The organism is Vineibacter terrae, from assembly GCF_008039615.1.
GTDB lineage: Bacteria > Pseudomonadota > Alphaproteobacteria > Reyranellales > Reyranellaceae > Vineibacter > Vineibacter terrae.
Map to the genome: position 1 here is coordinate 25,459 of NZ_VDUZ01000003.1, position 26,915 is coordinate 52,373.

General features: G+C 68.3%; 26 protein-coding genes. 13 read left to right on the top strand and 13 right to left on the bottom strand.

The window, feature by feature from the left end; all coding sequences use genetic code 11:
• Nucleotides 1–61: 61 nt before the first annotated feature.
• The 12 genes from FHP25_RS03215 (at nucleotide 62) to FHP25_RS03270 (ending at nucleotide 12,400) form a co-directional block, all read left to right on the top strand.
• Entirely contained in the window at nucleotides 62–1,855 is a 1,794-nt protein-coding gene (locus FHP25_RS03215; RefSeq protein ID WP_147845458.1) for a BatD family protein, read from the top strand.
• Between the two features lie 16 nt (nucleotides 1,856–1,871).
• Nucleotides 1,872–2,762, top strand: coding sequence for a polyphosphate kinase 2 family protein (locus FHP25_RS03220; protein ID WP_147845459.1), 891 nt, complete (start codon nucleotides 1,872–1,874; stop codon nucleotides 2,760–2,762).
• 197 nt (nucleotides 2,763–2,959) lie between these two features.
• Nucleotides 2,960–4,225, top strand: coding sequence for a cation:proton antiporter (locus tag FHP25_RS03225; RefSeq protein WP_147845460.1), 1,266 nt, complete (start codon nucleotides 2,960–2,962; stop codon nucleotides 4,223–4,225).
• A gap of 121 nt (nucleotides 4,226–4,346) precedes the next feature.
• Entirely contained in the window at nucleotides 4,347–5,375 is a 1,029-nt protein-coding gene (locus FHP25_RS03230) for a SphA family protein (RefSeq protein WP_147845461.1), read from the top strand.
• 197 nt (nucleotides 5,376–5,572) lie between these two features.
• Entirely contained in the window at nucleotides 5,573–5,971 is a 399-nt protein-coding gene (locus FHP25_RS03235; RefSeq protein WP_178133251.1) for a nuclear transport factor 2 family protein, read from the top strand.
• A gap of 4 nt (nucleotides 5,972–5,975) precedes the next feature.
• Nucleotides 5,976–6,818: a fumarylacetoacetate hydrolase family protein gene (locus FHP25_RS03240; protein WP_147845463.1), complete on the top strand. Its 843-nt coding sequence runs from the start codon at nucleotides 5,976–5,978 to the stop codon at nucleotides 6,816–6,818.
• Nucleotides 6,819–6,901: 83 nt separating this feature from the next.
• The gene (locus FHP25_RS03245) at nucleotides 6,902–7,915 is read left to right on the top strand and encodes an ABC transporter substrate-binding protein (RefSeq protein WP_147845464.1); all 1,014 of its coding nucleotides are present in this window, start codon (nucleotides 6,902–6,904) and stop codon (nucleotides 7,913–7,915) included.
• A 36-nt stretch (nucleotides 7,916–7,951) separates the two neighbouring features.
• Nucleotides 7,952–8,740, top strand: a complete 789-nt coding sequence (locus tag FHP25_RS03250) for an ABC transporter permease (RefSeq protein ID WP_147845465.1) — start codon at nucleotides 7,952–7,954, stop codon at nucleotides 8,738–8,740.
• Nucleotides 8,741–9,535: an ABC transporter ATP-binding protein gene (locus tag FHP25_RS03255; protein WP_147845466.1), complete on the top strand. Its 795-nt coding sequence runs from the start codon at nucleotides 8,741–8,743 to the stop codon at nucleotides 9,533–9,535.
• Nucleotides 9,532–10,302, top strand: coding sequence for an ABC transporter permease (locus FHP25_RS03260; protein ID WP_147845467.1), 771 nt, complete (start codon nucleotides 9,532–9,534; stop codon nucleotides 10,300–10,302). Before FHP25_RS03255 ends, FHP25_RS03260 begins: the two co-directional genes overlap by 4 nt.
• A gap of 127 nt (nucleotides 10,303–10,429) precedes the next feature.
• Complete coding sequence (locus tag FHP25_RS03265; protein WP_147845468.1) at nucleotides 10,430–11,938, top strand: aldehyde dehydrogenase family protein; 1,509 nt, start codon at nucleotides 10,430–10,432, stop codon at nucleotides 11,936–11,938.
• A 102-nt stretch (nucleotides 11,939–12,040) separates the two neighbouring features.
• Nucleotides 12,041–12,400, top strand: a complete 360-nt coding sequence (locus FHP25_RS03270) for a DUF1428 domain-containing protein (RefSeq protein ID WP_147845469.1) — start codon at nucleotides 12,041–12,043, stop codon at nucleotides 12,398–12,400.
• A 149-nt stretch (nucleotides 12,401–12,549) separates the two neighbouring features.
• On the opposite strand, the gene FHP25_RS03275 is transcribed toward FHP25_RS03270, so the two are convergent.
• From FHP25_RS03275 to FHP25_RS03300, 6 genes are read right to left on the bottom strand one after another with little or no spacing between them, the layout of a single operon-like run.
• Nucleotides 12,550–13,779 (bottom strand): amino acid ABC transporter substrate-binding protein, encoded by a 1,230-nt coding sequence (locus FHP25_RS03275; RefSeq protein ID WP_147845470.1) that lies wholly within the window; start codon nucleotides 13,777–13,779, stop codon nucleotides 12,550–12,552.
• A 27-nt stretch (nucleotides 13,780–13,806) separates the two neighbouring features.
• Complete coding sequence (locus FHP25_RS03280) at nucleotides 13,807–14,553, bottom strand: ABC transporter ATP-binding protein (protein ID WP_231712192.1); 747 nt, start codon at nucleotides 14,551–14,553, stop codon at nucleotides 13,807–13,809.
• A gap of 7 nt (nucleotides 14,554–14,560) precedes the next feature.
• The gene (locus FHP25_RS03285; RefSeq protein WP_147845471.1) at nucleotides 14,561–15,271 is read right to left on the bottom strand and encodes an ABC transporter ATP-binding protein; all 711 of its coding nucleotides are present in this window, start codon (nucleotides 15,269–15,271) and stop codon (nucleotides 14,561–14,563) included.
• Nucleotides 15,268–16,149 carry a branched-chain amino acid ABC transporter permease gene (locus FHP25_RS03290; RefSeq protein WP_147845472.1) on the bottom strand — a complete coding sequence of 294 codons (882 nt, stop codon included), beginning with the start codon at nucleotides 16,147–16,149 and terminating at the stop codon, nucleotides 15,268–15,270. The genes FHP25_RS03285 and FHP25_RS03290 overlap by 4 nt, the downstream gene beginning before the upstream one ends.
• A gap of 9 nt (nucleotides 16,150–16,158) precedes the next feature.
• The gene (locus tag FHP25_RS03295) at nucleotides 16,159–17,136 is read right to left on the bottom strand and encodes a branched-chain amino acid ABC transporter permease (protein ID WP_147845473.1); all 978 of its coding nucleotides are present in this window, start codon (nucleotides 17,134–17,136) and stop codon (nucleotides 16,159–16,161) included.
• Nucleotides 17,137–17,157: 21 nt separating this feature from the next.
• Complete coding sequence (locus FHP25_RS03300) at nucleotides 17,158–18,561, bottom strand: amidase (RefSeq protein ID WP_218578150.1); 1,404 nt, start codon at nucleotides 18,559–18,561, stop codon at nucleotides 17,158–17,160.
• 199 nt (nucleotides 18,562–18,760) lie between these two features.
• On the opposite strand from FHP25_RS03300, the gene FHP25_RS03305 reads away from it, so the two are divergent.
• Nucleotides 18,761–19,570 (top strand): TIGR03084 family metal-binding protein, encoded by an 810-nt coding sequence (locus FHP25_RS03305; protein WP_147845475.1) that lies wholly within the window; start codon nucleotides 18,761–18,763, stop codon nucleotides 19,568–19,570.
• Between the two features lie 10 nt (nucleotides 19,571–19,580).
• Here the strand turns inward: FHP25_RS03305 and FHP25_RS03310 are convergent, their stop codons facing one another.
• Genes FHP25_RS03310 through FHP25_RS03340 form a run of 7 tightly spaced genes read right to left on the bottom strand, consistent with a single transcriptional unit; the run spans nucleotide 19,581 to nucleotide 26,888 of the window.
• The gene (locus FHP25_RS03310) at nucleotides 19,581–20,081 is read right to left on the bottom strand and encodes a sarcosine oxidase subunit gamma (protein ID WP_147845476.1); all 501 of its coding nucleotides are present in this window, start codon (nucleotides 20,079–20,081) and stop codon (nucleotides 19,581–19,583) included.
• On the bottom strand, nucleotides 20,074–22,992 hold the full coding sequence (locus FHP25_RS03315; protein ID WP_147845477.1) for a sarcosine oxidase subunit alpha family protein: 2,919 nt from the start codon (nucleotides 22,990–22,992) through the stop codon (nucleotides 20,074–20,076). Before FHP25_RS03315 ends, FHP25_RS03310 begins: the two co-directional genes overlap by 8 nt.
• Complete coding sequence (locus tag FHP25_RS03320) at nucleotides 22,989–23,264, bottom strand: sarcosine oxidase subunit delta (RefSeq protein ID WP_147845478.1); 276 nt, start codon at nucleotides 23,262–23,264, stop codon at nucleotides 22,989–22,991. The genes FHP25_RS03315 and FHP25_RS03320 overlap by 4 nt, the downstream gene beginning before the upstream one ends.
• A 9-nt stretch (nucleotides 23,265–23,273) precedes the next feature.
• Complete coding sequence (locus tag FHP25_RS03325; protein ID WP_147845479.1) at nucleotides 23,274–24,533, bottom strand: sarcosine oxidase subunit beta family protein; 1,260 nt, start codon at nucleotides 24,531–24,533, stop codon at nucleotides 23,274–23,276.
• Nucleotides 24,533–25,285 carry an amino acid ABC transporter ATP-binding protein gene (locus tag FHP25_RS03330; protein ID WP_147845675.1) on the bottom strand — a complete coding sequence of 251 codons (753 nt, stop codon included), beginning with the start codon at nucleotides 25,283–25,285 and terminating at the stop codon, nucleotides 24,533–24,535. The genes FHP25_RS03325 and FHP25_RS03330 overlap by 1 nt, the downstream gene beginning before the upstream one ends.
• Entirely contained in the window at nucleotides 25,285–26,142 is an 858-nt protein-coding gene (locus FHP25_RS03335) for an amino acid ABC transporter permease (RefSeq protein ID WP_147845480.1), read from the bottom strand. Before FHP25_RS03335 ends, FHP25_RS03330 begins: the two co-directional genes overlap by 1 nt.
• Entirely contained in the window at nucleotides 26,139–26,888 is a 750-nt protein-coding gene (locus tag FHP25_RS03340; protein ID WP_147845481.1) for an amino acid ABC transporter permease, read from the bottom strand. The genes FHP25_RS03335 and FHP25_RS03340 overlap by 4 nt, the downstream gene beginning before the upstream one ends.
• Between the last annotated feature and the right edge of the window lie 27 nt (nucleotides 26,889–26,915).

Consider the following 26,915-nt stretch of genomic DNA (forward strand, 5'->3'; position numbering starts at 1 on the left):
TCATTCTTTCGGACCGCGGGCGTCCACGCCCGCAATCGCCCGGAGCGAAGCGGAGGGCGACATGGTCGGCGCTTCGCGCCGATGCGGGCGTGGACGCCCGCGGTCCAAAGAAAAATGGTTCGCCTCGTTTCGTACTCTTGCAACCATTCAGAACGCCTTATATACCGGCCAGAGCAACACCACGCATACCCGCCGCCGGGGTTTCGGGCGTTCCGCTGGCCCGGCCGTCACAGGGCAAGCCGCCGCCGGGCTGCTGTCTCGGGCGCTGTCGCCGGTTGCCGACGTCAGGCAGCACCACGCTCCACACGCAACCGTGGTGGTGCCCATGAGCATGCCCGTGATCAATATCGACGCGAGTTTTTGTCAGTTTCTGTCAATCTCCGCTCTCGATTCGGTCTGGAGCAAGTATTTGAAATCAATGAGGAAAATAGTTTCTGTGCTTTTTGTCATTCTTGTCACGGCCTTCGGTGCGCCATCTTGCGTGATCACCGCCTGGCTGTTGTGCTGCGCAACAGCCGCGGCGCAGCCGGCGGCGGGACCCGAGCCGATCCTGCGCGTGACGCTCGAGCCCAAGCGTGTCGTGGTCGGCCAGCCGGTGACGCTGCGCATCGAGCTGATGGCGCCCAACTACTTCACCGCGCCACCCGAGTTCCCCGACATCCAGGTGCGCAATGCCGTCAGCCGGCCTCTGGGGAACATCAATCTTTCCGAGCAGAAGGACGGTGCCACCTATGCCGGCATCCGGCACGAGATCGCCATCCATCCGCAGGAGGCGGGGCGCTACGCGATCGCGCCGGACAGCATCGCCTTCACCTACGCCGCCGAGCCGCCGGCCGGGCGGCAGGGCAAGGTGACGCTGCCCGCCCTGGCCTTCGAGGCATTCATCCCGGCGGCTGCGCAGTCGCTCGATCCGTTCATCGCCGCAAACGGCCTCGCGGTGCGTCAGGCCGTCGACCCGCCATCCGGCGACAGGAAGGTGGGCGATGCCGTGACCCGCACGATCACGATCGAGGTCCAGGGCCTGCCGGCAATGGTCCTGCCGCCGCCGTCGTTCCCGGCGGCCGACGGGCTGGCCGTCTACCCGGATCAGCCGACGCTGCAGGACCACACCGACCAGCGCTCGGGCGTCCTGACCGGCACGCGCGTCGATCGCGCCAGCTACATCCTGCAGAAGCCGGGCGACTACGCCTTGCCCGCGATCGAGATCGCGTGGTGGAACCTGGCCGAGCAGAAGGTCGAGCGTGTGCGGGTCGATGCGGTCACGCTGCATGTCCTGGCAAATCCGACCCTGCCGGGCAGCGCGCAAGGCGGTCGCTCCGTCGCCATGTCATGGCGTGCCTGGGTGAGCACGATCCTGGCGCACTGGCCCTGGATCGTGCTCGTCGCGGCGATCCTGGCTGGACTGGGATGGATCGCGCCTCGCGCGGCGGCATACGGCAAGCGGTGGCATGCCGGCCGGCAGGCCGCCTATCTGCAGTCCGAAGCCTGGTCGTTCGCACGCTTCAGGCAGATCGCGCGCCGCGGCGACGCGCGCGCGACCTATTTCGCGCTGGAAGGCTGGCTGGCGCGGTTCGGGCCGGTGGCGCCAGGCCATACCATCGCCGCCTTGGGGGCGGCCGTGCAGGATCCGATGCTCGACCGGGAGCTGGCGCTGATCGAGGCCCGGCTGTTCAGTGCCGACGCCGACACGGGCGTCTGGTCACCGGCATCGTTGCTGCGCCGCGTCACGATGGCGCGCCGGCGGCTGCGTGGCCGGGATGCACGGAGCAGGCGTAGGATGCCGTCACTGGCTGCCACCCTCAATCCGGGTGCATCCGGCGCCGCGCTGCGCGCGCTGCGTCCGGTCGCCCGTTGAACGCGCAGGATCCGCTATGAATCTCGCCGAGTTCGTCCGGCGCTTCCGTGTCGCTGACCCGCAACATTTCCGGCTCGCCGACCGCGATCCCGGCGACACCAGCGGGCTCGACATCAACAAGAAGGAAGGCAAGGACCTGCTGGAGGAGGGCATCAAGCGCCTCGCCGACCTGCAGGAGCGGCTGTATGCGCAGCAGCGCCATGCGGTGCTGGCGATCTTCCAGGCCATGGATGCCGCAGGCAAGGACAGCGCCATCAAGCACGTGATGTCGGGCGTCAATCCGCAAGGCTGCGACGTCCATTCCTTCAAGGCCCCGACCGAAGAGGAGCTGCGCCATGACTTCCTGTGGCGCACCACGCTGCGGCTGCCCGACCGCGGCCGCATCGGCATCTTCAACCGCTCCTACTACGAGGAGGTGCTGGTCGTGCGCGTCCATCCCGAGATGCTGGCGCGGCAGCGGCTGCCCGGCAACCCGGCGGGCGAGGAGGCCTTGTGGCAGGAACGGTTCGAGGACATCCGCGCCTTCGAGCGCCACCTCGCGCGTAGCGGCACGATCATCCTCAAGTTCCATCTGCAGCTGTCGCGCAAGGAGCAGAAGAAGCGCTTTCTCGAGCGCATCGACACGCCGTCCAAGAACTGGAAGTTCTCCATGGGCGACATCGCCGAGCGCAAGCTGTGGGATGCGTACATGGCCGCCTACGAGGACATGATCCGCAACACCAGCACGCCGGAGGCGCCCTGGTATGTCGTGCCGGCCGATGCGAAGTGGTTCACGCGCCTGATCGTCGCTGGCGCGCTGGTCGAGGCGCTGGAGCGGCTGGGTCCGGCATATCCCACGCTCGATGACGCCGCGCGCGGTCAGCTGGCCAAGGCGCGCGAGGAGCTGCTGAAGGAAGACGAAGCGTGAAGCCTTCTCTCCGCTGAAAGCGCAGGGCATTCACATATGCCCCTGCCGTCATCCCGAGCGTAGCGAGGGATCTCCCGTGAATTGCGCACCGCGCGCCTTGCCGCAGGAGATCCCTCGCTGACGCTCGGGATGACAGAGAGGTCATTTGCGAATGCCCTGGCGGAAAGCGGGGCAGACTTCAATGGGGGACCACGGTCATGGACATCATTCCTGCCGCCGGCCTGGACCTGCCGCCGCTGACGCGGTTCGTGGTGATCACCTTCGTCCTTCTGTTCCTGCCGCGCGTGACGGAGCGGCTGCGAATCCCGGGTGTCGTGGCCTTCATCATCGCCGGCGTTCTGGTCGGTCCGCACGGGCTGGGCGTGATGCCGCGCCATGCCGAGGCGGCGAACTTCATCGCCGAGCTGGGCAAGCTGCTCCTGATGTTCTTCGTCGGGCTGGAGATCGACCTGCAGCAGTTCAAGGCCGCGCGCCGCCGCTCGCTGGCCTTCGGCCTTACGACCTTCGCCCTGCCCATGGCGGCCGGCATGGCTGTTGGCTTCGCCTTCGGCTATGGCGCGATCTCGGCGATCCTGATCGGCTCGCTCATGGCATCGCATACGCTGGTCGCCTACCCGATCATCCAGAAGGCAGGGCTGGTGTCGCGTCCGTCGGTCACCATCACCGTGGGCGCCACGATCCTCACCGACATGTTGTCGCTGCTGGTGCTGGCCGTCTGTCTCACCACGCACCAGACCGGCTTCGACATTGCGGCGCTCGCCCTTCAGCTCGGCGAGCTGGCGGCGTTGATCGCCATCGCCGTGGTCGGCCTCGGCTACGCCGGCAAGTGGCTGTTCGATCGTTTCGGCAATACGGAAAACGGTGCCTTCACCCTCATGCTGCTCATTGTCGCGGCGATGTCCTCGATCGCCGAGCTGATGAAGCTCGAAGGCATCCTGGGGGCTTTCCTGGCCGGCCTCGCGGTCAATGCGGTCGTGCGCAAATCGCCGGCCAAGGAGAAGCTGGAGTTCCTCGGCGATGCCTTCTTCATCCCGGCCTTCTTCCTGGTGACCGGCTTCCTTATCGATCTGAAGGTGTTCGTCGCCACCATCCTGGACAACGCGCCGCTGGTGCTCGCGGTCGTGCTGGGCCTGCTGGCCAGCAAGTGGCTGGCGGCGCAGATCGTGGGTTGGCGCTGGGGCTTCTCGACGATCGACCGCGGCCTGATGGGGTCGCTCACCATGCCGCAGGTGGCGGCCACGCTGGCGGCGGCGCTGGTCGGCTACCAGGCCGTCAATGAAGCCGGCGTGCGGCTGATCGACGAGCGCATGCTGAACACGATCCTCGTGCTGGTCGTGGTCAGCTCGGTCCTGGGGCCGATCCTGACCGAGCGCTTCGTGCGCATGCTGCCGGGCGGGAAGGACGCAGCCGCCGGACCACCCCCGCGAGCCGTCCCGGCAAGCGCCGATGGAAGGCCTTCATGATAGCGCCCTGTTGGAATGCCTCCCCGGTCGCCACCCAGGTTCAGGATGGACGGTTCGGTTTTCGGATAGTCGTGCCGCTGCCGCAGCCGTGAAGATGGAGGCTGTATCCCGTGGGAGCCTTATGAAGAATCAGCGTTTTGACAGGTCGTCCAGCCATGCCGGCAGTCCGCGGCGGCGCCTGGGCTTCACCCGGATCCGTCGGCTGGCCGCCGCGGCGGTGGCGGCTATTGCGATGTCCGGCGGCGCACAGGCGGCCGAGAACGGCGCCGGGTTCTATCTGCTGGGGAACAAGGGGCCGGGCGCGGGTGTGCTGCCGCCGCCCGGCGTGTTCTTCCAGAACGACTTCTACTTCTACGACGGCCATTTCGGCGGCTCCAAGGGCCTGCCCTTGAACGGGAATATCGTCGCCGGCGTCAAGGCGCAGCTCTACGGCGATTTCCTGACGTTCCTTGCCGTGGCGCCATGGGACGTCGCCGGCGGCAATCTCGGCTTCACCATCGTGATCCCGGTCGGCGGCCCCAGCATCACGGCGCTGGCGTCTGTCGTCGGACCGCGCGGCAACGAGTTCAGCCGGTCGGTCTCCGACAGCACCTTCACGATCGGCGATCTGGTCTTCGGGCCGATGCTGGGCTGGCATGCCGGCAAGTTCCACTGGAATGTCACCGCCCTCGTCAACACGCCGACCGGCGACTACCATCCCGGCCAGCTGGCCAACGTCGCGTTCCACCACTGGGGCGCCGACTTCACGGGCTCGCTCACATGGCTGGACCCCGAGCTCGGCCTCGACCTGTCGATGGCGATCGGCGTCACGGTGAACGGCAAGAACCCGGTGACGAACTACAAGACCGGCACCGAGTTCCATCTCGAGTGGTCAGTCTCGAAGAACATCGGCAAGCAGTTCTCGGTCGGCCTGCTGGGCTACCATTACCAGCAGCTCTCCAACGACAGCGGCTCAGGCGCGCGCCTGGGCGGCTTCAAGGGAAGGGTGACGGCGGTGGGCGCCACCATGGCCTACAACATGCTGATCGCCAGCCACCCGGTCTCGGCCCGGATCAAGTTCTTCAGTGAGTTCAACACCCAGAACCGTCCCGAAGGGCAGGCCGTGTTCCTGACCCTGTCCACCCCGATCACGATGTTCGGCGCCGAATAGGTGACCGCGCATATCTATCCACCAATGAATAACCCTGCCGTAAACTTGTATTATCTTTCTATAGCTGGAGCCGGCTAGAAATTGGCACTTCGGTGCATCTGAGAGGCTCGGGAAGGATGCGGGAGGAAACGACAGCGGTCGTCGGCTTCGAGTCGGCGAGGGCGCCGACGGCTGAGCTGGGCCGGAGCAGCGTGACCATGCAGACACCTTCAGATACGATCTCCTTGTTCTTCCAGCATCTCGACGCTGCCGAGTTCGAGAAGCTGGCGGCGCTGATGGCCGCCGACGGCGTGTGGCACCGCCAGGGCAAGGCCCTCGAGGGGCCTGACATGGTGCGGCAGGCGATGCGGGAGCGCCCCAAGGATCTCTCGACGTGCCATATCGTGAGCAACCTGGTGGTCGATGCCGCCGACGCCGACCATGCCGAGGTGAGCTTCTACAACACGGTGTTCGCTCATACGGGCGAAGCAGGCGAGGGACCGGCGCCGCTGGATGTGCCGATGGCCATCTATCGGTTCGAGACCAGCCTGGTGCGCGTTGACGGCAGCTGGCGCTTCGCCAAGATGGCCGGTCGTCCGATGTTCCGCCGGCGGTGAGATCATGAAGCTTGTCAGCTATTCGGCCGCGGGCCGCGCATCCTTCGGGCTGGTGCAGGGCGACGGCATCGTCGATGTCGGTCGGCGCCTGGGCGAGCGCTATCCCACGCTGCGGGCTGCCGTGGCGCAGGCGCTGCCGCAGCTGCGCGACCTGGAGGGCAGCGCTGCCGATATCGCGCTGGCCGACGCCACGCTGCTGCCGCCGATCACCGATCCCGACAAGATCATCTGCGTCGGCCTCAACTACCGCAAGCATGCCGCGGAGGCGGGACTCAAGGTGCCGGAGCAGCCCAGCCTGTTCCTGCGGCTTGCCAACACCATGGTGCCGCATGGCGGCGGCATGGTGTGCCCGCGCATCTCGACGGCGTTCGACTTCGAGGGTGAGCTGGCGCTGGTGATCGGCAAGCCCGGCCGCCACATCGCCGCCGCCGACGCGATGCAGCACGTGCTGGGCTATACGTGCTTCAACGACGGCTCGGTGCGCGACATCCAGCTCAAGCACTCCGTCACGGCGGGGAAGAACTTCGTCGCCACCGGCGGCATCGGCCCGTGGATCGTGACCCGCGACGAGGTGCCGGATGTCGGCGATCTGACGCTGACGACGAGGCTGAACGGGCAGGAGGTCCAGCACGGGCGCCTGGACGACCTCATCTTCGATGTGCCGGCGCTCATCGCGTATGTGTCCGCCTTCACGCCGCTCGTCGCCGGCGACGTCATCTCGACCGGCACGCCCGAAGGCGTCGGCTTCGCGCGCAAGCCGCCACTTTTCATGAAGCCGGGCGACGCCATCGAGGTCGAGATCTCGCGCATCGGCGTGCTGAAGAACGAGATCGTGGCGGAGCGCTGACTGCCCGGTGCGCGCCAGTGCGTGGCGCGCACCCTGCGCAAGTCATCCACTGCACAAATCATCCATTGCAACGGGAGGATGGGGTGATCAATCGATTGACGCGTGCCGCTGCGGCACTGGCGGTGCTGCTCGCGGTCGCGGCACCGGGGGAACGTGCGGCGGCGCAGGTGGAGAGCACGACGATGGCCATCCCGGCCAATGCCGTGCTGTTCGCGCCCATCTACATCGCGGCCGACACCGGGATCTTCAAGGCCAACCAGCTCGACGTGAAGCTGGTGATGGTGGCCGGCCCCGGCGCGGCCAACGCGGTCCTGGCGGGCAGCGCCGATTTCGCCAGCATCGCCGGCGGCTCGGTGCTGCGCACGGCGGCGCGCGGCCAGCCGATGCTGGCCATCGCCAACACCATCGACAAGCTGCTGCTGGAGGCCATCGTCAGCAAGGCGAGCCTGGAGAAGCACAAGGTTTCGGCGGAGGGCGACTTCGCCAAGCGGGTGATGGCGCTGAAGGGCATGACCGTGGCCGTCGATACCGTCAACGGCCTGCCGCACGGCTACCTGCGCTACATCTCCAAGAAGGTGGGGCTGGATCCCGAGAAGGACGTGGTCGTCACCAGCATGCAGCCGCCCAACATGCTGTCGGCGCTGAAGTCGGGCACGGTGGATGCCTTCATCTTCACCGATCCGTTCACCACCATGGCGGTCAAGGACGGCGGCATCGTCCTGATCCGCAACCCCGAGCTCGATGCGCCTGAGCTCAACCCCTTCGCCTTCAACCTGATCATCACCCGGCAGACCTTCTGCACCGAGAAGCGCTCGATCTGCCAGAAGATCGTCGCTTCGCTGAAGACCGCGGTCGAGAAGATGCAGAAGGAGCCGGACGCCATGCTCGCGGTCATCAAGCCGCGCTTCGCGCAGGTGCCACCGGACATGCTGGCGGCCTCCTTCAAGCTGATCGCCGCTTCCTCCAATCCGTCGCTCACGGTGTCGGAGCAGGCAATGCGCAACACCCAGGAGTACAGCATCGGTGCCGGGCTGATGACGCCGGCGGAGCGGATCGAGCCGCTGAGCAAGATCTACACCAACGACTTCACCAAGTGATGCGCTGCCGTCGGTTCGGCGCCACGGTCCGCTGTCATGACTAGCCGGGTGCGGACCGTCGTTGATCGCGTCGTCGTTGGTGTCGGCCTGCTGCTGCTCTGGCAGGTCGCCCACATGGCGGCCGGCACCTACTGGCTGAGCTCGCCGTGGCAGACGCTGCAGCGGCTCGGCGAGCTGGCGGCCAGCGGCGAGCTGGCCCGCCATGCCGCCTACACACTGCGCGCGGCCGGCTACGGCTTCGTGCTGGGCGGCGTCCCGGGCCTGCTGTTGCCGTTCCTGCTGCGGCGCCTGCCGATCGTGTCCGCCACCATCATGCCGTTCATGGTGGCGGGCTACGGGCTGCCGAAGCTGGCGCTGGCGCCGCTCTTCATCCTGTGGTTCGGGATCGGCATCGAATCCAAGGTCGCGGTGGTGGCCGCCGCCACCTTCTTCCTGGTGTTCTTCAACGTCGAAGCGGGCGTGCGCGCGCTCGACCTCAAGCTGGTGCGGATGGCCCAGATCCTGGGTGCTTCGGAGATGCAGGTGGCGCGGCATGTCATCCTGCCGGGGGCGGTGCCGTTCGTGTTCGCCGGCATCCGCACCGCGACGCCCTACGCCATCGGCGCCGCCGTCATCGCCGAGCTGATCTCGTCCAATCGCGGGCTGGGCTACCTGGTGCAGCTCGGCGCGTCGAACTTCGATGCCAGGACGATGATCGCGGCGGTGGTCGCCACGACCGCCATCGTCGTCGGCGCCAATTCAGTGGTCAATGCGCTCGAGAGGTGGCTGTTGCGCTGGCGCCCGCGCTCGGGCTTCGCCGCCGGCGCGGCGTCCGGAGAGTTCTAGATGGAAGAGCCGCTGCTGAGGGTCCAGGACGTCGGGAAATTCTTCCCGCCGCGTGAGCGTAACGCCCAGCCGTTCTGGATCATCCGTGGGCTGACGTTCACGGTCGCCGAAGGCGAGTTCGTGACCATGATCGGCCCGTCGGGCGCCGGCAAGTCGACATTGCTCAACCTCATCGCGCAGGTCGACACCCCGAGCGAAGGCGAGATCGCGTTCCGCGGCCGCACGATCTCCTCGCCGCGGTCCACGGTCCTGCGGCCGGGCTTCGACCGTCAGATCGGCTACGTGACCCAGGAGGACAACCTGCTGCCCTGGCGCACGACGCTGGACAACGTGCTCTTTCCCCTGGAGCTGCGGGGCGGGGCCGATGCGCAGGGCCGCGCGCGCGCCGGGGAGCTGATGGCGGCCGTCGGCCTCGCCGGGTTCGAGCGGCACTATCCGCATGAGCTGTCCGGCGGCATGCGCAAGCGCTGCGCCCTGATCCGCACGCTGCTGTACGATCCGCCGATCATCCTGATGGACGAGCCGTTCGGGGCGCTGGATGCGCAGACGCGGGCCCAGCTGCAGGAGGACCTGCTGCGCCTGTGGTCGATGCGGCGCAAGACCATCATCTTCGTCACCCACGACATCGCCGAGGCGATCGTGCTGGGCGACCGCACGCTGATCCTGTCGCGGCCGCCGACGCGCATCGCGGGCGCGCACAGCATCGCGCTGCCGCGGCCGCGCGATGTGCACGCTGCCGCCCGGCAGGAGGGCTTTGCCGCCCTGCACGATGCGATCCGCGAGCAGGTGCGATGACGGCGCGCCGCACGGTCCTGGCCGGGCGTGTCCTGCTCCTGCTGGGCGTCCTGGCGGCTTGGCAGTGGGGCCACTGGGCGCTGGGGGACCTGTTCATCCCCTCGCTGCTGGCGGTCCTGCAGCGCCTGTACGAGGTGACCGCCGGGGGTGAGATCTTCGGCCACCTGGCCATCACCGGCGAAGCGGCCGGGCTGGGGTTCGTGATCGGCACCGTGTGCGGCGTCCTGCTGTCGGTGATGCTGCGGCTGTCGAGCCGCCTGGCGCTGGCGATCGAGCCCTACGTCATGACGTCGATGGGCATCCCGCTCTTCGCCCTGGTGCCGCTGCTGATCCTGTGGTTCGGCATCAACATGGCGCCGAAGGTGGTGATCGGCGCGGCGATGGTGTTCTACATCATCTTCATCGCCGTCTTCGCCGGCCTGCGCGCCGTCGACGGCCGGCTGATCACGATGGCGCGCGTGATGGGGGCCGCGCCGCTGCAGATCGTGCGCAAGGTCTACTGGCCCGGGATCCAGCCCTATCTGTTCGCCGGCCTGAAGCTGGCGCTGCCGCGCGCCCTGGGGGCGACCATCGTGGGCGAGTTCCTGGTCGGCGACCGTGGCCTGGGCTTCTACATCGAGAATGCGCGCCAGCAGGCCGACACGGTCGGCGTGTTCACCGGCATCGTCATCGTGACCGTGGTCGTGCTGGGCACCGACATGCTGCTCGAGCGGCTGCAGGCCCGGTCCCTGGCGTGGCGCCCGATCGACCGGGACATGGTGGCGTAGGCGGCATCGACCTGGGCCTCTTGTCTCCACGGCGCGGCCGGACCACACTGGCGGCATCATGACATCCTGATGGACAGGGCGCTGCGGCATGGTCGCGGCGCCTGTCCGGCACGCAAGGAAGGTCCCCATGTCCGCGATCGCGCAACCGCAGTCCCTCCCGCCTGTCCCGACGCCGCAGCCCAAGGGCATGCTGATCGACGGCCAATGGGTGGGCGCGGCGTCGAACGGCCGGATCGCGGTCGAGAATCCGGCCCGGCGCACGGCCGTCGCCGAGGTGCCGCGCGGCGGCGCGGCCGATGTCGAGCGCGCCGTGGCGGCGGCCAGCAAGGCTTTCCCGGGCTGGAGCCGGGTCGTGCCGCGCGAGCGCGGCAAGCTGCTGCTCAAGATCGCAGACGCGATGGAAGCGCGCGCCGAGGAGATGGGGCGCCTGATCGCGCTCGAGACCGGCAATGCGCTGCGCACGCAGGCGCGGCCCGAAGCGCGCGGCGCGGCCGACATCTTCCGCTATTTCGGCGGCCTGGCGAGCGAGCTGAAGGGCGAGACCATCCCGCTGGGCGAGCATGTGCTGAGCTACACGCGGCGCGAGCCCCTGGGCGTGGTGGGCGCCATCATCCCGTGGAACGCCCCGGTGCTGCTGGGCGCGCTCAAGATCGCGCCGGCGCTGTGCGCCGGCAACACGCTGGTGCTGAAGGCGGCCGAGGACGCGCCGCTGGGCGTGCTGCTGATGGCCGAGATCTGCCAGGAGCTCCTGCCACCGGGCGTGCTCAACGTCCTGACCGGACTGGGCGACGAATGCGGCGGGCCGCTCGCCAACCATCCCGCGATCCGCAAGCTGTCGTTCACCGGCTCGACCGAGGTCGGCAAGATCGTGATGCGCGCCGCGGCCGAGCGCATCGTGCCGGTGTCGCTCGAGCTGGGCGGCAAGAGCCCGTCGATCGTCTACCCCGATGCCGGGGAGGACTGGGTGGTGGACGGCATCATCGCGGCCATGCGCTTCACGCGCCAGAGCCAGTCCTGCACCGCCGGATCGCGGCTCTTCCTGCACGCCGACATCTTCGATTCGTTCCTCGACAGGCTGGGCAAGAAGACGGCGGCGCTGAAGCTCGGCGACCCGCTCGACGAGGCGAGCGACATCGGCACCATCATCAACGCCAGGCAGTTCGGCAAGGTCTGCGGCTATGTCGAGGAGGGCCTCAGGCGCAGCGACGCGCGGCTGGTGTTCGGCGGGCTGCCGCCCAAGAGCGGGCCGCTGAGCGAAGGCTACTACGCCATCCCGACGGTATTCGCCGACGCATCCAACGACTGGCGGCTGGCGCGCGAGGAGATCTTCGGACCGGTGCTGGTGGCGATCCGCTGGACCGACGAGGACGCGGTCATTCGCATGGCCAACGACAGCCATTACGGGCTGGCCGCCTATGTCTGGACGCATGACATCGGCGTCGGCCTGCGCGCCGCGCACGCCATCGAGTCGGGCTGGGTGCAGGTCAACCAGGGCCTGGGCCAGACGCCGGGACACTCCTATGGCGGCTACAAGCAGAGCGGCATCGGCCGCGAGTTCTCGCTCGAGGGCATGCTCGACAGTTTCACCCAGCGCAAGAACGTCACGGTCAACCTCAACGTGCCGCGGCGTGCCTGAAAAAAAGCAGGCGTCCCTGTCGGGAGGCCAGCGTCGCGAGCGTCCTTGGAGAAGCGCCGGGTCGGCGACGGTCCTGGTCGCGCGTTCACTGGAGGGATTTACATGGCGTATGTCGACGGATTCGTTGTCCCGGTGCCGAAGAAGAACCTGGCAGCCTATCGGCGCATGTCGCAGAAGGCCGGCAAGGTGTGGCGCGAGCATGGGGCGCTGGAGTATCGCGAATGCGTCGCCGATGACGTGAAGCCGGGCAAGGTCACGTCGTTTCCGCAGGGCGTCAAGCTGAAGCCCGACGAGGTCGTGGTCTTCGCCTGGATCGTCTACAAGTCGCGCGCCCAGCGCGACCGCATCAACGCCAAGGTGATGAAGGACCCACGCCTGGCATCGATGATGGATCCGAAGAACCCGCCCTTCGACGGCAAGCGCATGGTCTATGGCGGCTTCAAGGTGTTCGTGAGCCTCTGAGGCATCGTGCCCTCCCCCAACGCAGTTGGGGGAGGTGGCCGGAGGCCGGAGGGGGAGCCGACGAGGTCTTGGTAACTGAGACCACGTCGGCTCCCCTCCGCCCCTTCGGGGCACCTCCCCAGCAAGGCCGGGGAGGGATGATGTTGAGGCTACTTGCGCTGGTCGAAGGCCGGGGCGGGGTAGACCGCCTTGGCCGTGGCGACCTGCGGCGGGTAGACCACCTCGAGGCCGCCGCCCGGCAGGTTCTGCATGATGGAGAAGGCGTTCTTGAACTGCTTGCCGGTCTGGTCGATCTGGTACTCGCCGGTGACCGTCACGATCTTGTCGTTGAGCTTGAGCGCCGCCTCCTTGAGCTTGGCGGCCTCCAGCGACTGGGCGGCCTTGATGACCTCTTCCGTCACGACGCCGGCGCCGTAGGCCAGCGCGGTCTGGAAGTCGGCGGCGTACTGCGCGTTGGGGAACAGCTTGCCGTAGCGCTCCATCATCTGCGCCCGGTTCAGGCCGTGCGTCACCTTCCAGTTGATCTTCTCGTGCAGGAGCGTCTGGCTCAGGATGTAGTCGGCATCCTTGCCGGCCTGCTGCAGGAACTGCGGCTGCGAGCCGTAGACGAGATAGACCGCCTTGAAGTTCACGTTGGCCTCGCGCAGCTGGCGCGCGATGGTCATCTGGTCGCCTTCATAGGCGGTCGGGTAGAACGCATCGGCGCCGCTGGCCCTGGCCTTCTGGATCAGGATGTTGAAGTCCTTCGTGCCCTTGGCGAACTTCTCGTTCATGGTGATTTCCATGCCGAGCTGCTTGGCGAGGTCGGCGGCACCCTGCGTCAGCGAGGCGGGGAACGGCTCGTCGAGATAGGCGAAGGCGATCTTCTTGGCGCCCAGGGCATGGATGGCCCGCACGCCGGGCTGGCCGAGCAGCGAGCCGGCGATCTGGGTCGCCGAGATGATGTGCTTGAAGCCCTGGGCGTAGATCGAATCGGCCGATGCCGACCAGATCACCATGAACTTGCCGGCGGTCTCCGTGGCGTTGACCGCGGCTGCCGTCAGGGTCGAGCCGAACGGCCCGAACAGCAGGTCGACCTTCTCGTCCTTGATCAGCGTCTCGTAGACCTTGGGAACGGTCGTCTTGTCGCTGCGGTCGTCGAGCTTCACCAGCTCGACCTTGCGCTTCTTGCCGCCGATCTCGATGCCGCCGCGGGCGTTGACGTCATCGACCCAGATCTCGACGCCGCGCAGCCCGGACTGCGCCGCCAGGGCGAACGTGCCGGTCGACGACACCGTCATGCCGATCCGGATCGGCGGCTCGGCTTGCGCCAGCGCTGCGCCGGCGCCGGTCGCCAGGGCCGAGGCTGTTGTCGTCATCAGAAATGTGCGCCGCTTCATGACGTCCTCCCGTGGATAGGTTCTTGTTCAGGCATCGATGCGGTAATCGACCCATTCGGCGATCAGATTACGGAGCTGCTCGTCCTGTGCAAAGTCCGCCGTCGCGCCGTCGACCTTGTTGCGGCCCAGCTCCAGCACGTAGAGGTGGTCGGCGATGCGCACGCACTGGCGCACGTTCTGGTCGACCAGCACCACGGTGATGCCCTGCGCCGGCAGGCCGTGGATGAACTCGTAGATCTCGGTGCTGAGCCGCGGCGCGATCATCGCCGTGGGCTCGTCGAGCAGCACCACGCGGGGCTTCAATGCCAGCGCCCGGCCAAGCTCCAGGAACCGCTGCTGGCCGCCGCTCATGGCGCCGGCGGGCTGCTTGCGGCGCTCCTTCAGGATCGGGAACTGCGTGTAGGCGCGCTCCAGCGCCGCCTCGACGCGGGCACGGTCACGCCGGAACGACCAGCAGGCCAGCCGCAGATTGTCCTCGACCGACAGCTCGTTGAAGAGGCTGCGATTCTGCGGCACCATCGCGATCCCGCGATCGATGAAGCGCCATGGCGGCAGGCCGGTCACGACGGCGCCGTCGATCAGCACGTCGCCCTCGATCGGCCGCAGCAGGCCATAGAGGGTCTTGAGCGCCGTCGACTTGCCGGCGCCGTTGGGGCCGATGATGCCGGTGATCTTCCCGGCCCGGACGGCCAGCGACAGCTCCTGCAGGATCCGTATGTCGCCGTGGTAGGCGACACTCACCTGGCGCAGCTCCATCACGATGTCGTCGGGCATCGGCGCCTCACGATCCGAGATAGGCTTCGATCACCGCGGGGTTGCCGCGGATCGCGTCCACGCCGCCGTCGGCGATCACGCGGCCCTGGTTCAGGGCCAGCACGCGGCTCGACAGCCGGTAGATCGACGTCAGGTCGTGGCTGATCAGCAGCACGGTCGTGTGCGCCGCGGCCATGGCCTCGATCTGCTCGATCATGAAGCGGCACAATGTCGGATGCACCCCGGCGAACGGCTCGTCGAGCATCACGACCTTGGGTTCCGGCATCAGCATGCGGGCCATCTCCAGCAGCTTCTGCTGTCCGCCCGACAGCTCCTCGGCGAAGTTGTGGCGCAGGTCGATGAGCCGCATGCGCTCGAGCATCGCCTCGGCCGCCTCGATCAGCGTCCTGTCCGGTGCCCGGCGCTTGAGGACCGGCACCAGCAGGTTGTCGATCAGCGACATGCGGCGGAACACGCGCGGCACCTGGAAGGTGCGACCCACGCCGCGCGTGGCGATGTCGTGCGGCGCCATGCCGGTCACGACGGCGCCATCGAGGTGGATGGTGCCGGCGTCGGGGCGATAGATGCCGCAGATGCAGTTCATCAGGGTGGTCTTGCCGGCGCCGTTCACGCCGATGATCCCCAGCACCTCGCCCGGCGCGGCGGCGAAGGCGACGCCGTCGAGCGCCACCAGGCCGCCGAAGCGCTTGACGAGCCCGTCGACGTCGAGCTTGCTCATCGGCCGACCCGCCAGCGCATGAACCCGGCATTGCGGAACAGGATCACCGCCACCAGCAGGCCGAAGCCCACGATCTGGGCCAGTGCCTGCGGCAGGAACACCGTCGCCAGCTGCTCGACCAGGCCGTAGGCCACGCCGGCCAGCAGGGCGCCGATGGGATTGCCCAGCCCGCCCAGCACGATGACGATGAAGCCGATGATGGAATATTCCGGGCCGGAGAAGGCGTTGAAGGCAGGGAAGACCAGGGCCACCAGCACGCCCGTTATGCCCGCCAGCCCGGTGGCCAGCGCGAAGGCGAAGGCCGACAGGCGCACGATGTCGACGCCCATGATCTGGATCGCCTCGCGGTTCATGATCGCGGCGCGCAAGGCCTTGCCAGGCAGGGTGGCGAACAGGAACAGGCCGACGGCGGCGGACACGACGATGGTGATGGCAAGCGCCACGACCCGGGCGGTCGAGACGTACACAGGTCCGATCTTCATGGAGATCGGGTTGAACGTGTAGTCGATCGACCGGGAATCCGCCTCGAACAGCAGCAGCATCAGCGCCGCGAGCGCGATCGACACGCCGTACATCATCAGGAACGACATGCTTTCCGGATCGTCGCTGCGCGCCAGCCGCGGGATCAGCAGGTAGTAGGCGACATAGCCCAGGGCGAAGAACGACACCGCCGCGACCGGCAAGGCCAGCAGCGGCGGGATGCCGGCGGCATGGAACAGCACATAGGCCAGGAACGAGCCGCCGATCACCATCTCGCCGTGCGCGAAGTTGACGACCCGCAGCACGCCGTAGAGCAGGGTGAGGCTCATGCCGATCAGGGCATAGACGCCGCCCACGACCAGCCCGTTCACGATGCCGTTGAGGACCAGGATCTCCATGGCGGCGCCTCAGGGCACGAAGCGACGCCAGCCGGGGCGCCAGCGCAGGACCGTGCCGACGATGCCGCGCGGCAGGAACAGCACCAGCAGCACCGTGGCCAGCCCGAGGATCAGCAGGTTGAGCAGCGGGAAGCGCCGCCAGATCAGCTCGTCCAGCCAGACCATGGCGATGGCGCCGACAACCGGCCCGGTGACGGTACCCAGGCCACCGGCAACGGCGTAGATCACCGTCTTGGCGGTGATCAGCGTGTTGAAGGCGGTCTCGGTATCGACGACGTTGGTGTACCAGGCCTCGACGCCGCCGCAGACCGCGGGGAAGAAGGCTGCGATCAGCCAGCCCTGCAGGCGGACCCGGGCGATGTTGATGCCCATCATGTCGGCGGCCTCGGCGTCGTCGCGCACCGCGCGCAGCGCCTTGCCCAGCCGCGAGCGCGACAGCCACAGGATGGTGCCCAGCGCCACCAGCATCACCACCATCATGACGTAGAACGACAGCACCGGCTCGGCATGGCTGCCCAGCTGCAGCCCGAAGCTGCCGCCGGTGATCGTCTCGGGCATGTTGGTGATCACCAGCCGGCAGATCGCCGCCAGCGCCAGGCTGACGATGGCGAAGTAGATGCCTGACAGGCGCAGCGTCGGCGCGAACAGCAGCGCCAGGATCAGGCCGGCAAGGCCGGCCAGCGGCAAGGTGGCCAGCACGGGCATGCCCACCTTCTTGACCAGGATCGCGGTGGTGAAGGCGCCGACGCCGTAGAAGGCGACGTAGCCGAAGGGCATGTATCCGGAAAACCCGGACGAGACGTTGAAGCCCGAGGCCATGGTGATCCACAGCATCAGGTAGAAGTGGAAGGCGAGGTTGCCGCCCAGCAGCGGCACGCAGGCGAAGTAGACGATGACGATGCCGCCCAGCAGCGCCGCCAGCGTGAAGTAGATCCGGTCGGCGCGTTCGCGGTCGGCGGTTCGCGACGAGGGCGTGGCTGTCGCCATGGCAGCGGCTCGTGCGGTGCGCTAGAGGCCGAGTGCCGCCAGGTCGGGCTTGCGGCTGTTGAAGCCGGTGGCGTCCTGGAACGCCTTGCCCAGCGCCAGCACGGTGGCCTCGGCGTAGGGCTTGCCGACGATCTGGATGCTGACCGGCAGGCCATCGACGAAGCCGGACGGCATCGCGAGGCCGCACAGGCCGAGATAGTTCGCCGGCCGGGTCAGGTAGCCCGGGATCGGCGACATCTCCTCGATCTCTGTCAGAGAGATCGCGGGGATCGCCACCGTCGGCAGCAGGACCGCATCGAAGGGATGGAGCCATTGCGCGAAGATGCGGCGGCGCTGGTGCATGTCGCGCAGTGTCTCGGCATAGGCGGCCGGCGGGAAATGCTTCGCGTTGAGCACGCGCTGGCGCACCACCGGACCGATCGGCTGCCGTTCATCCTCGATCCAGCCGCGGTGCAGCGAGAACGCCTCCGAGGCGATGATGGTGCCTGCCGGGACCGACAGGTCGAAGTACCAGTCGGGCAGGCGGACCGTCTCGACCACCGCGCCCAGTTGCTCGAACGTGCGCGCAGCCTGTTGCCAGGCGGCGACGACGCCCGCGTGCATGAAGGCCGGCAGCTGATCCGCATCCGGCAGGGCGACACGCATGCCTTTGACCGGACGCCCGACCGCGGCCACGAAATCATCGGCCGGCTGGTGCAGGGTCGCCGGGTCGCGCACATCGGGGCCTGCCAGCGTCTGCAGCAGCAGGGCGCAGTCCTCGACCGAGCGGCCCATGGGCCCGATCGAGTCCAGCGTCCAGCTCAGCAGGCCGGTGCCGTGCAGCGAGATCCGGCCGAACGTCACCTTCAGCCCGATCAGGCCGTTGAAGGCCGACGGGATCCGCACCGAGCCGCCGGTGTCGCTGCCGATGCCGGCGGGTGCGAGCCGGGCCGCGACCGCCACGCCGGTTCCGCTCGAGGAGCCGCCGGCGCAGCGGTGCACGGCGAGGTCCCAGGGATTGCGCGGCGCGCCCATCAGCGGATTGGTGCCCCAGCCGCCGAATGCGAACTCCACCATGTGGAGCTTGCCCAGCGGCACCATGCCGGCAGCCAGCAGGCGTTCGACGGTGGCCGATGTCTCGGTGGCGCGACGTTCGGCCCACATCCGCGATCCGGTGGTGCCGACCCGGTCCTTGATGTCGCACAGATCCTTGATCGCGGTCGGCAGGCCCAGCAGCTTCCCGTGCGGCAGGTCGGCCGAGCGCGTCCGGTCGGCGCCGTCGGCGATCGCGCGCGCATCGGCGGCATAGACCTCCGTGAAGGCGTGCAGCGTGCTGTCGGCCTTCTCGATGCGGTCCAGGAAGGCATCGGTGATCTCGCGCGCCGAAGTCTGCTTGCGCGCCAGCGCCGCGGCCAGCTCGGTCAGTGTCAGGTCGGTCAGGCTCACGGCACCCCCGTCTTGCGCAAGAAGAGCGGCGCAGCGGAAGGCGCCCCCGTGCGGGCTACCGCGCGGGAGCCTGCCGCGCGAGTGTGGCTTGCAGATCGAAACTGTCAACGTCGCAATGCGGATGCCCGGCTGCAAGACGCTGGCCACGCGCCTTGCGCCTGCGTAAGAGGCAAGGTGGCGACGGCTGAGGGGACGGACCATGCTGCAACAGGTGACGGATCTGCGCGACGAGGCGGACGAGCTGCACCGCCTGCTGGCGCCGCTGGCAGCCGACGACTGGAGCCGGCCGACGCAGTTCAAGGCGTGGACGGTGAACGACATCGTTCAGCACCTGCATGTCAGCGACCTCCTGGGACTGGCATCGGCCACGGATGCCGCCGCCTTCGCGGCGCTGCATGCCGAGATCAGGGCCCGGCGGGAAGCGGGGCTCAGCCGCCTCGAGGAGACGCGGCAGCGCATGGACGGCCTGACCGGCGCCGCGCTGCTGGCGCGCTGGCGCCAGGTCCTGTCGGACCTGTGCGATGCCCTGGGAGCCAAGGCGCCGGATGCGCGGCTGACATGGGTCGGGCCGGACATGGGCCTGCGCATGTTCGCGACCGCGCGGCAGATGGAGATCTGGTCCCATGCCCAGGCGATCTACGACCTGCTCGGCATCACCCGGCCGGCGCCGTCGCCGCGCATCCGCAACATCGCCGAGCTGGGTGTGCGCACCTTCGGCTGGGCCTATCGCAACCGCGGCCTGGACGTGCCGCAGACGATGCCGTCCGTGCGGCTGGAGAACGGCTTCGGTCCGGCCTGGGAATGGCCGGCGCCGGATACCGGCAATGCCGTCAGCGGCAGCGTGCTGGCGTTCTGCCAGGTCGTGACGCAGACCCGCAACGTCGCCGACACCGACCTCGTGGTGAGCGGCGACGTGGCGCGGCACTGGATGAGCATCGCGCAATGCTTCGCCGGTCCGCCGGAAACGCCCCCGGCGCCGGGAACCCGCAACGCCACGCCGCGGGGCTGATTTTTGTTATCTAAGGAGAGGAGCCGGGTGTGAGCCACGCCGTCAGGCTGCGGGCGTAGCTGCGGGCGACGAGGATGTCGATGGCGCCATCACGGTCGCGCGGAGCCAGCAGTAGCACGGCGAAGGCACCGAGCCGGGCTTGCGCGAAGCGGCCGCGGGACAGCGCGCCACCGTCAAGGTCGAGCGCGCAGCCGGTGGCCAGCAGGTCGGCGGCGCCGGGACCGTCGAGCCGCAGGACCGATCGGGCCGAGGAGACATCGACGGCGATCACGGGCGATGGCGGGTCGCCTTCTGGCCTGACGCCGATCACCAGCCATTCATCGGGCCCCAGCCGGCAGATGCTGGCGTCGCCGCGGCGCGACATCTCGTTATAGGAGTCGGGCAGGTCCTGGCCCAGCCAGCGTGCCGCACCGGCGATGAAGGCGGCATCGTCGCCACGGCCGCGCAGCACGGTGAGGGCAATGCCCTCGACCGTTTGCAGCCGCACGCCCGCGACAGGGGACTCAGGCATGGAGGCGCTTTCCTTCCGGATCGACGAAGACGGGCTCGCTCACCATCACCGCGACGCTGGTGCTGGCGGTGGGTGACGTCGCGAACAGACGCTGGCCCATGCGATCGCGGCCCGCCTTGACCAGCGCCAGGGCAATCGGCCGGCCCAAGGTCGGGCTGTAGGCCTGCGAGGTGATGAAGCCCAGCGACTCCTGCGGCCCGGCGCGGCCCTCGGCCACGACATGGGCGCCCACGGGCAGCCGGTCATCCGCGCGCTCGACCACGAGGCCGACGAGCTGCTTGCGGCCCGGCTCGATCAGCGCCGGCAGCGACAGCGAGCGACGGCCGACATAGTCCTTGGTCGTGGCGCACAGCTTGGCCAGGCCCAGGTCGTCCGGCGTGGCGCGGCCATCCGCCTCCCGGCCGACCACGACATGGCCTTTCTCGATGCGCAGCACGCCCATCGACTCGGTGCCATAGACCATGAGGTCATCGACGCGGCCGGCATCCAGCAGGCGCTGCCATAGCGCCGGCCCGTCCGCTGACGGCACGTTGATCTCGTAGGACAGCTCGCCCGAGAAGCTCAGGCGGAAGACCCTTGCCGTCAGGCCGGCGACACGGCCGCAGCGCACCGACATGTGCGGCATTGCCTTGTCCGTGACGTCGATGCCGTCGGCGACGCGCGCCAGCACGCGGCGCGCGTTGGGGCCGGCCAGCGCGGCTGCGAACCATTGCTCGGTGACGGGTGTCACGAACACGCGCAGGCCGCGCCATGCCGTGCGCAGCAGCAGCTCGATATGCTCGACCACGGCCTCGGCATTGCCGGTCGTGGTGCTCATCAGATAGTGCTGCTCGCCCAGGCGCGCAGTGACGCCGTCATCGAACACCATGCCGTCCTCGCGCAGCATGATGCCGTAGCGGCTGCGGCCGACCGCGAGCTTCTTCCAGCTGTTGGTGTAGAGGCGGTCCAGCAGCTCGGCCGCGTCCGGCCCCTGGATATCCAGCTTGCCCAGGGTCGCCACGTCGATGACGCCGACATTGCGGCGCACCGCCATCACCTCGCGATTGACGGCGTCGAGGTCGCTCTCGCCGTCACGGCGGTAGAACAGCGGCCGCACCCAGGATCCGGCCTGGTTGAACACGGCGCCATGCGCGGCGTGCCAGTCGTGCAGAGCCGTGTAGCGCGACGGCTGCAGCCCCTCGCCGTGGTCGCGTCCGATCAGGGCGCCGAACGGCACCGGCGTGTAGGGCGGCCGGAAGGTGGTTGTACCGACGTCGCTAGGCGCGCAGCCCAGCTCGGCGGCAAGCAGGCTGAGCCCGTTGAGGCCGCCCAGCTTGCCCTGGTCGGTGCCCATGCCCAGCGTGGTGTAGCGCTTGAGGTGCTCGACGGAGCGATAGCCCTCGCGCGCCGCCAGCCGGATATCGGCGGCGGTCACGTCGTTCTGGAAATCCACGAAGCTCTTGCGGCCGCCGCCCTGGAACGCCTGCTCGACTGATATCGGCGCTGCTGGCGCCGCGCGCCGCAATGGCGCCGCCGGCGTGGCGTCGTTGCCCGCGGCGGTGCCGTGCGCCACGGCGTCGGCCGCATCGAACGTGCCGGCGCAGGCGCCGACGCTGCGCACGCCCTCGATGGGACGGTCGGGCAGAAAGGCGTGCGCGGCCTCGTCGTAGCGCAGCGTGCCGCGGGTCTGCGAGTGCAGGTGGATGGTCGGGATCCAGCCGCCCGACATGCACAGGCCATCGCAGGCCAGACGCCCGCCGCCGCCCGCGGCGCTCCAGCGCAGGCCGGTGACACGCTGCCGGCCGTCCACCCGCGTGATGACGGCGCCGCCATGGATCGGGATCGCGCGCTGCCGCGCTGCTTCTTGCGCCGCAGGATCGACGTCGTTGCGGATATCGAGGACAGCGGCGATCGCGACACCTGAATCGTGCAGGGAAGCGGCGGTGCGGTAGGCGCCGTCGTTGTTGGTGACGATGGCGAGCCGCCGGCCGGGCGCGGCGGCGTAGCGCGTGATGTAGCCCAGGGCGGCGGACGCCATCATGACGCCGGGCCGGTCGTTGCCGGGGAACACCAGCGGCCGCTCGATCGCGCCGGTGGCCAGGACCAGCCGCCTGGCGCGCACCTTCCAGAGCCGGCAGCGCAGGCCGGCACGCTCCGTGCTCTCGACCAGGACGGCGAAGCCGTGATCATAGGTGCCGACGACGGTGGTGCGGGTCAGCACGCGCACATTGCCCATGGCCGACAGCTTGGCCGCAGTGCCGGCGATCCAGTCGGCGACGGGCAGCCCTTCGACCATCTCGCCGCCAGCGAAGGGGGCGCCGCCGAGAGTGATATCCTCGTCGGCCAGGATCACGCGCTCGCCGCGCCTGCCCGCGGCCAGCGCCGCTGCCAGGCCAGCCAAGCCGCCGCCGGCGATCAGCACGTCGGCGTGCGCATGGCGTTTGTCGTAGGGATCCGGATCGGCGCCATCGGGCGGCCGGCCCAGGCCGGCGGCGCGCCGGATGTAGGGCTCGTAGACCATCCAGGCGTCGCCCGGGCCCATGAAGGTCTTATAGTAAAAGCCGGCCGGCAGCAGGCGCGAGAGCAGGTCCGCGGCCTGGCCGAGATCGAAGCGCAATGACGGCCAGCGGTTCTGGCTCTGCGCCACCAGCCCGTCGGTCAGCGCCACCGTGGTCGCACGCATGTTGGGCTCGGCACGATCGCCGGTGCCGATGCGCAGCAGCGCATTGGATTCCTCGGCGCCCAGGCCGACGATGCCGCGCGGGCGGTGGTACTTGAAGCTGCGGCTCACAAGGTGCACGCCGTTGGCGATCAGGGCCGAGGCCAGCGTGTCGCCGGCATAGCCTTCATAGGCACGGCCGTCGAAGGTGAAGGCCAGCGGCTGCGAGCGGTCGATGCGGTCGCCGCCGGGCAGGCGGAAGGGCTGGGTCACGGCGCGCCTGCATCCTCGGCCAGAAGCGGTGGCGCCACGATGGCGTGGCTGCGCGTGTCGCGCCGCACCCTCAGCCAACGGCGGCAGCCGAAGCGATGGAACCACAGCTCGTCATGCGGGCCGGCAGGGTTGTCGCGGCGATAGAGGAAGGCGGTCCAGGCTTGGTCGTCGCACGCCATCGGGTCGGCGGGACGAACGGCCGAGGCATCGCCGCCGAAGACGAATTCGTCCTCATCACGCGGGCCGCATACCGGACAGCGTATGGAGAGCATCTCAGCCTCTCAATGCAGGTGCGGAGCCGGGCCGGCGCCACGTTCGTTGATGGTGTGGCCGGTGGTGAAGCGGTCCAGACGGTGGCGCTCGGCCAGGGGATGCGGCGCGTCGTTGGCGATCAGATGCGCGAAGCACCAGCCCGACGCCGGGGTGGCCTTGAAGCCGCCGTAGCACCAGCCGCCGTTGAGGTAGAAGCCCTCGACCGGCGTCTTGGAGATGATGGCGCTGCCGTCCATGGTCATGTCTACCAGGCCGGCCCAGCTGCGCATCAGGCGCAGCCGCTTCAGCCGCGGCAGCAGCGCGGCGGCGCCCGCAGCGATCTCCTCGATCACCGGCAGGCTGCCGCGCTGGGAGTAGGAGTTGTAGCCGTCCAGCCGGCCGCCGATCAGCACCTCGCCCTTGTCGGTCTGGCTGACATAGACGCGGTGCGCGCCCGACGACAGCACGACGTTCAGGAACGGTTTGACCGGCTCGCTCACCATGGCCTGCAGCAGATGGCTTTCGATCGGCAGGCGCAGTCCGGCCATCTCGCCGATGCGCGAGGAGTTGCCGGCGACGCATGACGCCACCTTGCGAGCCAGGATGCGGCCGCGCGTGGTCTCGACGCCCACGACGCGGCCGCCTTCGCGCACGATGCCGGTCACGGCGCAGTTCTGGATGATGTCCACGCCACGCTGGTCAGCGGCGCGGCCGAAGCCCCAGGCGACGGCGTCATGGCGGGCGACGCCGGCGCGGCGCTGGATCACGCCGCCCAGCACGGGATGGCGGCCGTGCGGCGACAGGTCCAGGTCGGGGACGAGGGCCGCGATCTCGGCGGTGCCCAGCACCGCCGCGTCGATGCCGTTCAGGCGCATCGAGTTGTAGCGCCGCACCCAACTGTCGCGCTCGGCCGTCGTATGGAAGAGGTTGATCATGCCGCGCTGACTGAACATCACGTTGAAGTTCAGGTCGCGGCTGAGGCCTTCCCACAGCTTGACCGAATGCTCGTAGAACCGCGCGTTGCCGTCCTGCTGGTAGTTCGAGCGGATGATCGTTGTGTTGCGCGCCGTGTTGCCGCCGCCGATCCAGCCTTTCTCGAGCACGGCGACGTTGGTGATGCCGTGGTTCTTGGCGAGGTAGTAGGCGGTGGCCAGCCCATGCCCGCCGCCGCCGATGATGATCACGTCATAGGATGCCTTGGGCTCCGGCATGCGCCAGGCCGCCGGCCAGTCGCGGTGTCCGGATAGGGCATGGCGCAGCAGCGCCGCCAGCGAGTAGCCGCGCGCCATCACAGCACCTGGGTCAGGAACTCGCGGGTGCGCGGGTCCGAGGCGCTGGTGAAGAACGCCTTGGCGTCCCCCGATTCCACGATGCGGCCGTGATCGGTGAAGTGGACCGTGTCGGCGACCTCGCGTGCGAAGCCCATCTCGTGGGTCACCAGGATGCAGGTCATGCCCTCGGCGGCCAGCTCGCGGATCGTGTTGAGGACCTCCTTGACCGTTTCCGGGTCGAGCGCGGCGGTGACCTCGTCGAACATCATCACGTCGGGCATCATGCACAGGCTTCGGGCGATGGCGACGCGCTGCTGCTGGCCGCCCGATAGCTCGCCGGGATAGGAATCGGCCTTCTCGCTGAGCCGCACCTTGGCCAGCAGCTTGCGGGCACGCGCCTCGACCTCGGCCTTGTCCTGGCGCAGCACGTGCACCGGCGCCATCATGATGTTCTGCAGCGCCGTGCGGTGCGGAAAAAGATTGTAGCTCTGGAACACGATGCCGACACGGCGGCGCAAGGCGAGCTCGTCCAGCTTGGGGTCGTTGACCTCGATGCCGTCCACCTTGATCGAGCCCTTGTCGATCGGAACCAGGGCGTTGATGCAGCGCAGCAGGGTCGACTTGCCCGATCCTGAGGGACCGATGATGCAGACCACCTCCGATTTGCGCACCGACATCGACACACCCTTCAGCACCTGCACCGTGCCGAAGGACTTGTGCACATCGGTGATGACCACCTGCGGCTCCTTGAGGGCCTTGTCCATCGCCATCACCCCTTCACCGACCATTTGCGCTCGAGCCGCACGGTGGCGACGCTGATCGGGTAGATGTACAGGAAGAACCAGACCAGGATGTAGGCATACATCGGCATCAGCAGGTCGGTCCGGCGCTCCGACGCCAGGACGTCGCGCACGATGGTGAGCGACTCCGAGACGCCGACGATATTGGCCAGCACGGTGCCCATGGTCAGGATGGAGTACAGGTTCATCCACGGCGGCAGCATCCGCTTGAGGCACTGCGGGATGATGATCATCCACAGCGTCTGGCGGCGCGTGAAGGCGAGCGACCGGGCGGCTTCCCATTGCGTGGCCGGGATCGAGCGGATCGCGCCGCGCACGATCTCCGAGACATTGGCCATCACCGGCAGGGTGAAGCCGAAGGTGGCCTTGATCCAGTCGGGCAGGGGGATGACCGTGCCGCCGATCTTCACCTCGAACGGCACGAGGTACATGATGTAGAAGATCGTCACCAGCCACGGCGAGTTGCGCAGGACCTGGGTCAGCGCCCATGATCCGGTGCGCACCGGCGGCAGCAGCGAGATCTGCGCCAGCCCCAGGAGCGCGCCCAGGATGGTGCCGAACGCCATCGCCAGCGCGCTCATCAGCAGGTTGAGGCAGAAGCCCTGGAACAGCAGCGGCGTCCATTTCCACAGGATGGCGTAGACGCTGCTGCGCGCGGCGCCGCTCTGGGCGTCGGCATTGAACGCCACCAGCAGGAACGTCGCCACGATCAGGATGCCGGCCGGCCAGCGCAGATCGACGAAAGGCAGGCCGGTGTCGCGGCAGAACAGGGTGGCACGGGGCGTGCTCCCCCAGCGGGGCGAGGAGAAGAACCTCGATCCGCTCATGATGGCGTGTATCCCGGCACGTGCAGCGCCCGCTCGATGCGGCTGACGCCGAACACGAACAGCCCGACCAGGGTCAGGTAGGTCACCAGCACCACGTTCATCATCTCGGGCACGTTGAGGTTGTCGCTCCACAGCTGGTTGGCGACGTACAGCGCCTCGGGCACGGCGATGGCGTAGGCGATGGCCGTGGTCTTGACCAGGTTCACGAGGTTGTTGTTGAGCGACGGCAGGCAGATGCGGATCGCCAGCGGCAGCACGATGTGGATGTAGGATTTCAGCCGGCTGTAGCCGAGCGCGCGCGCCGCCTCGACGGTGGTGTGCGGCACGGCCTCGATGCCCGATCGGAAGATCTCGACGTTGAACGCGCCGGCGAAGAACGACAACGCGATCACCGCCCACTGGAAGTTGTTCAGGATCGGCTCGGCCAGGCCGAAAGCGTTGGTCGTCGTGGGCACCAGGGCGCCCAGGCCGAAGTAGAAGAAGTAGAGCTGCGCCAGCGGCGGCGTGTTGCGGAAGAACTGGATGTAGCCGTAGACCAGCCAGCGCAAGGGCGCGAAGCGCACGCCCTGCAGCCAGGCGCCGACGACGCCGACGACCAGCGAGAGCAGGACGGACAGGACGGCCAGCTCAATCGTGAGCCCGATGCCCTTGAGGTACTTCAGCCCGTCCCATGGATCATAGAAGATCGTGAGATTGATGCCGGTCTCGTCGTACAGCCGGCGGAACCACGCCTGGATCGACTCCACGCACACCCCCGAACGCGCTCAAGCCCT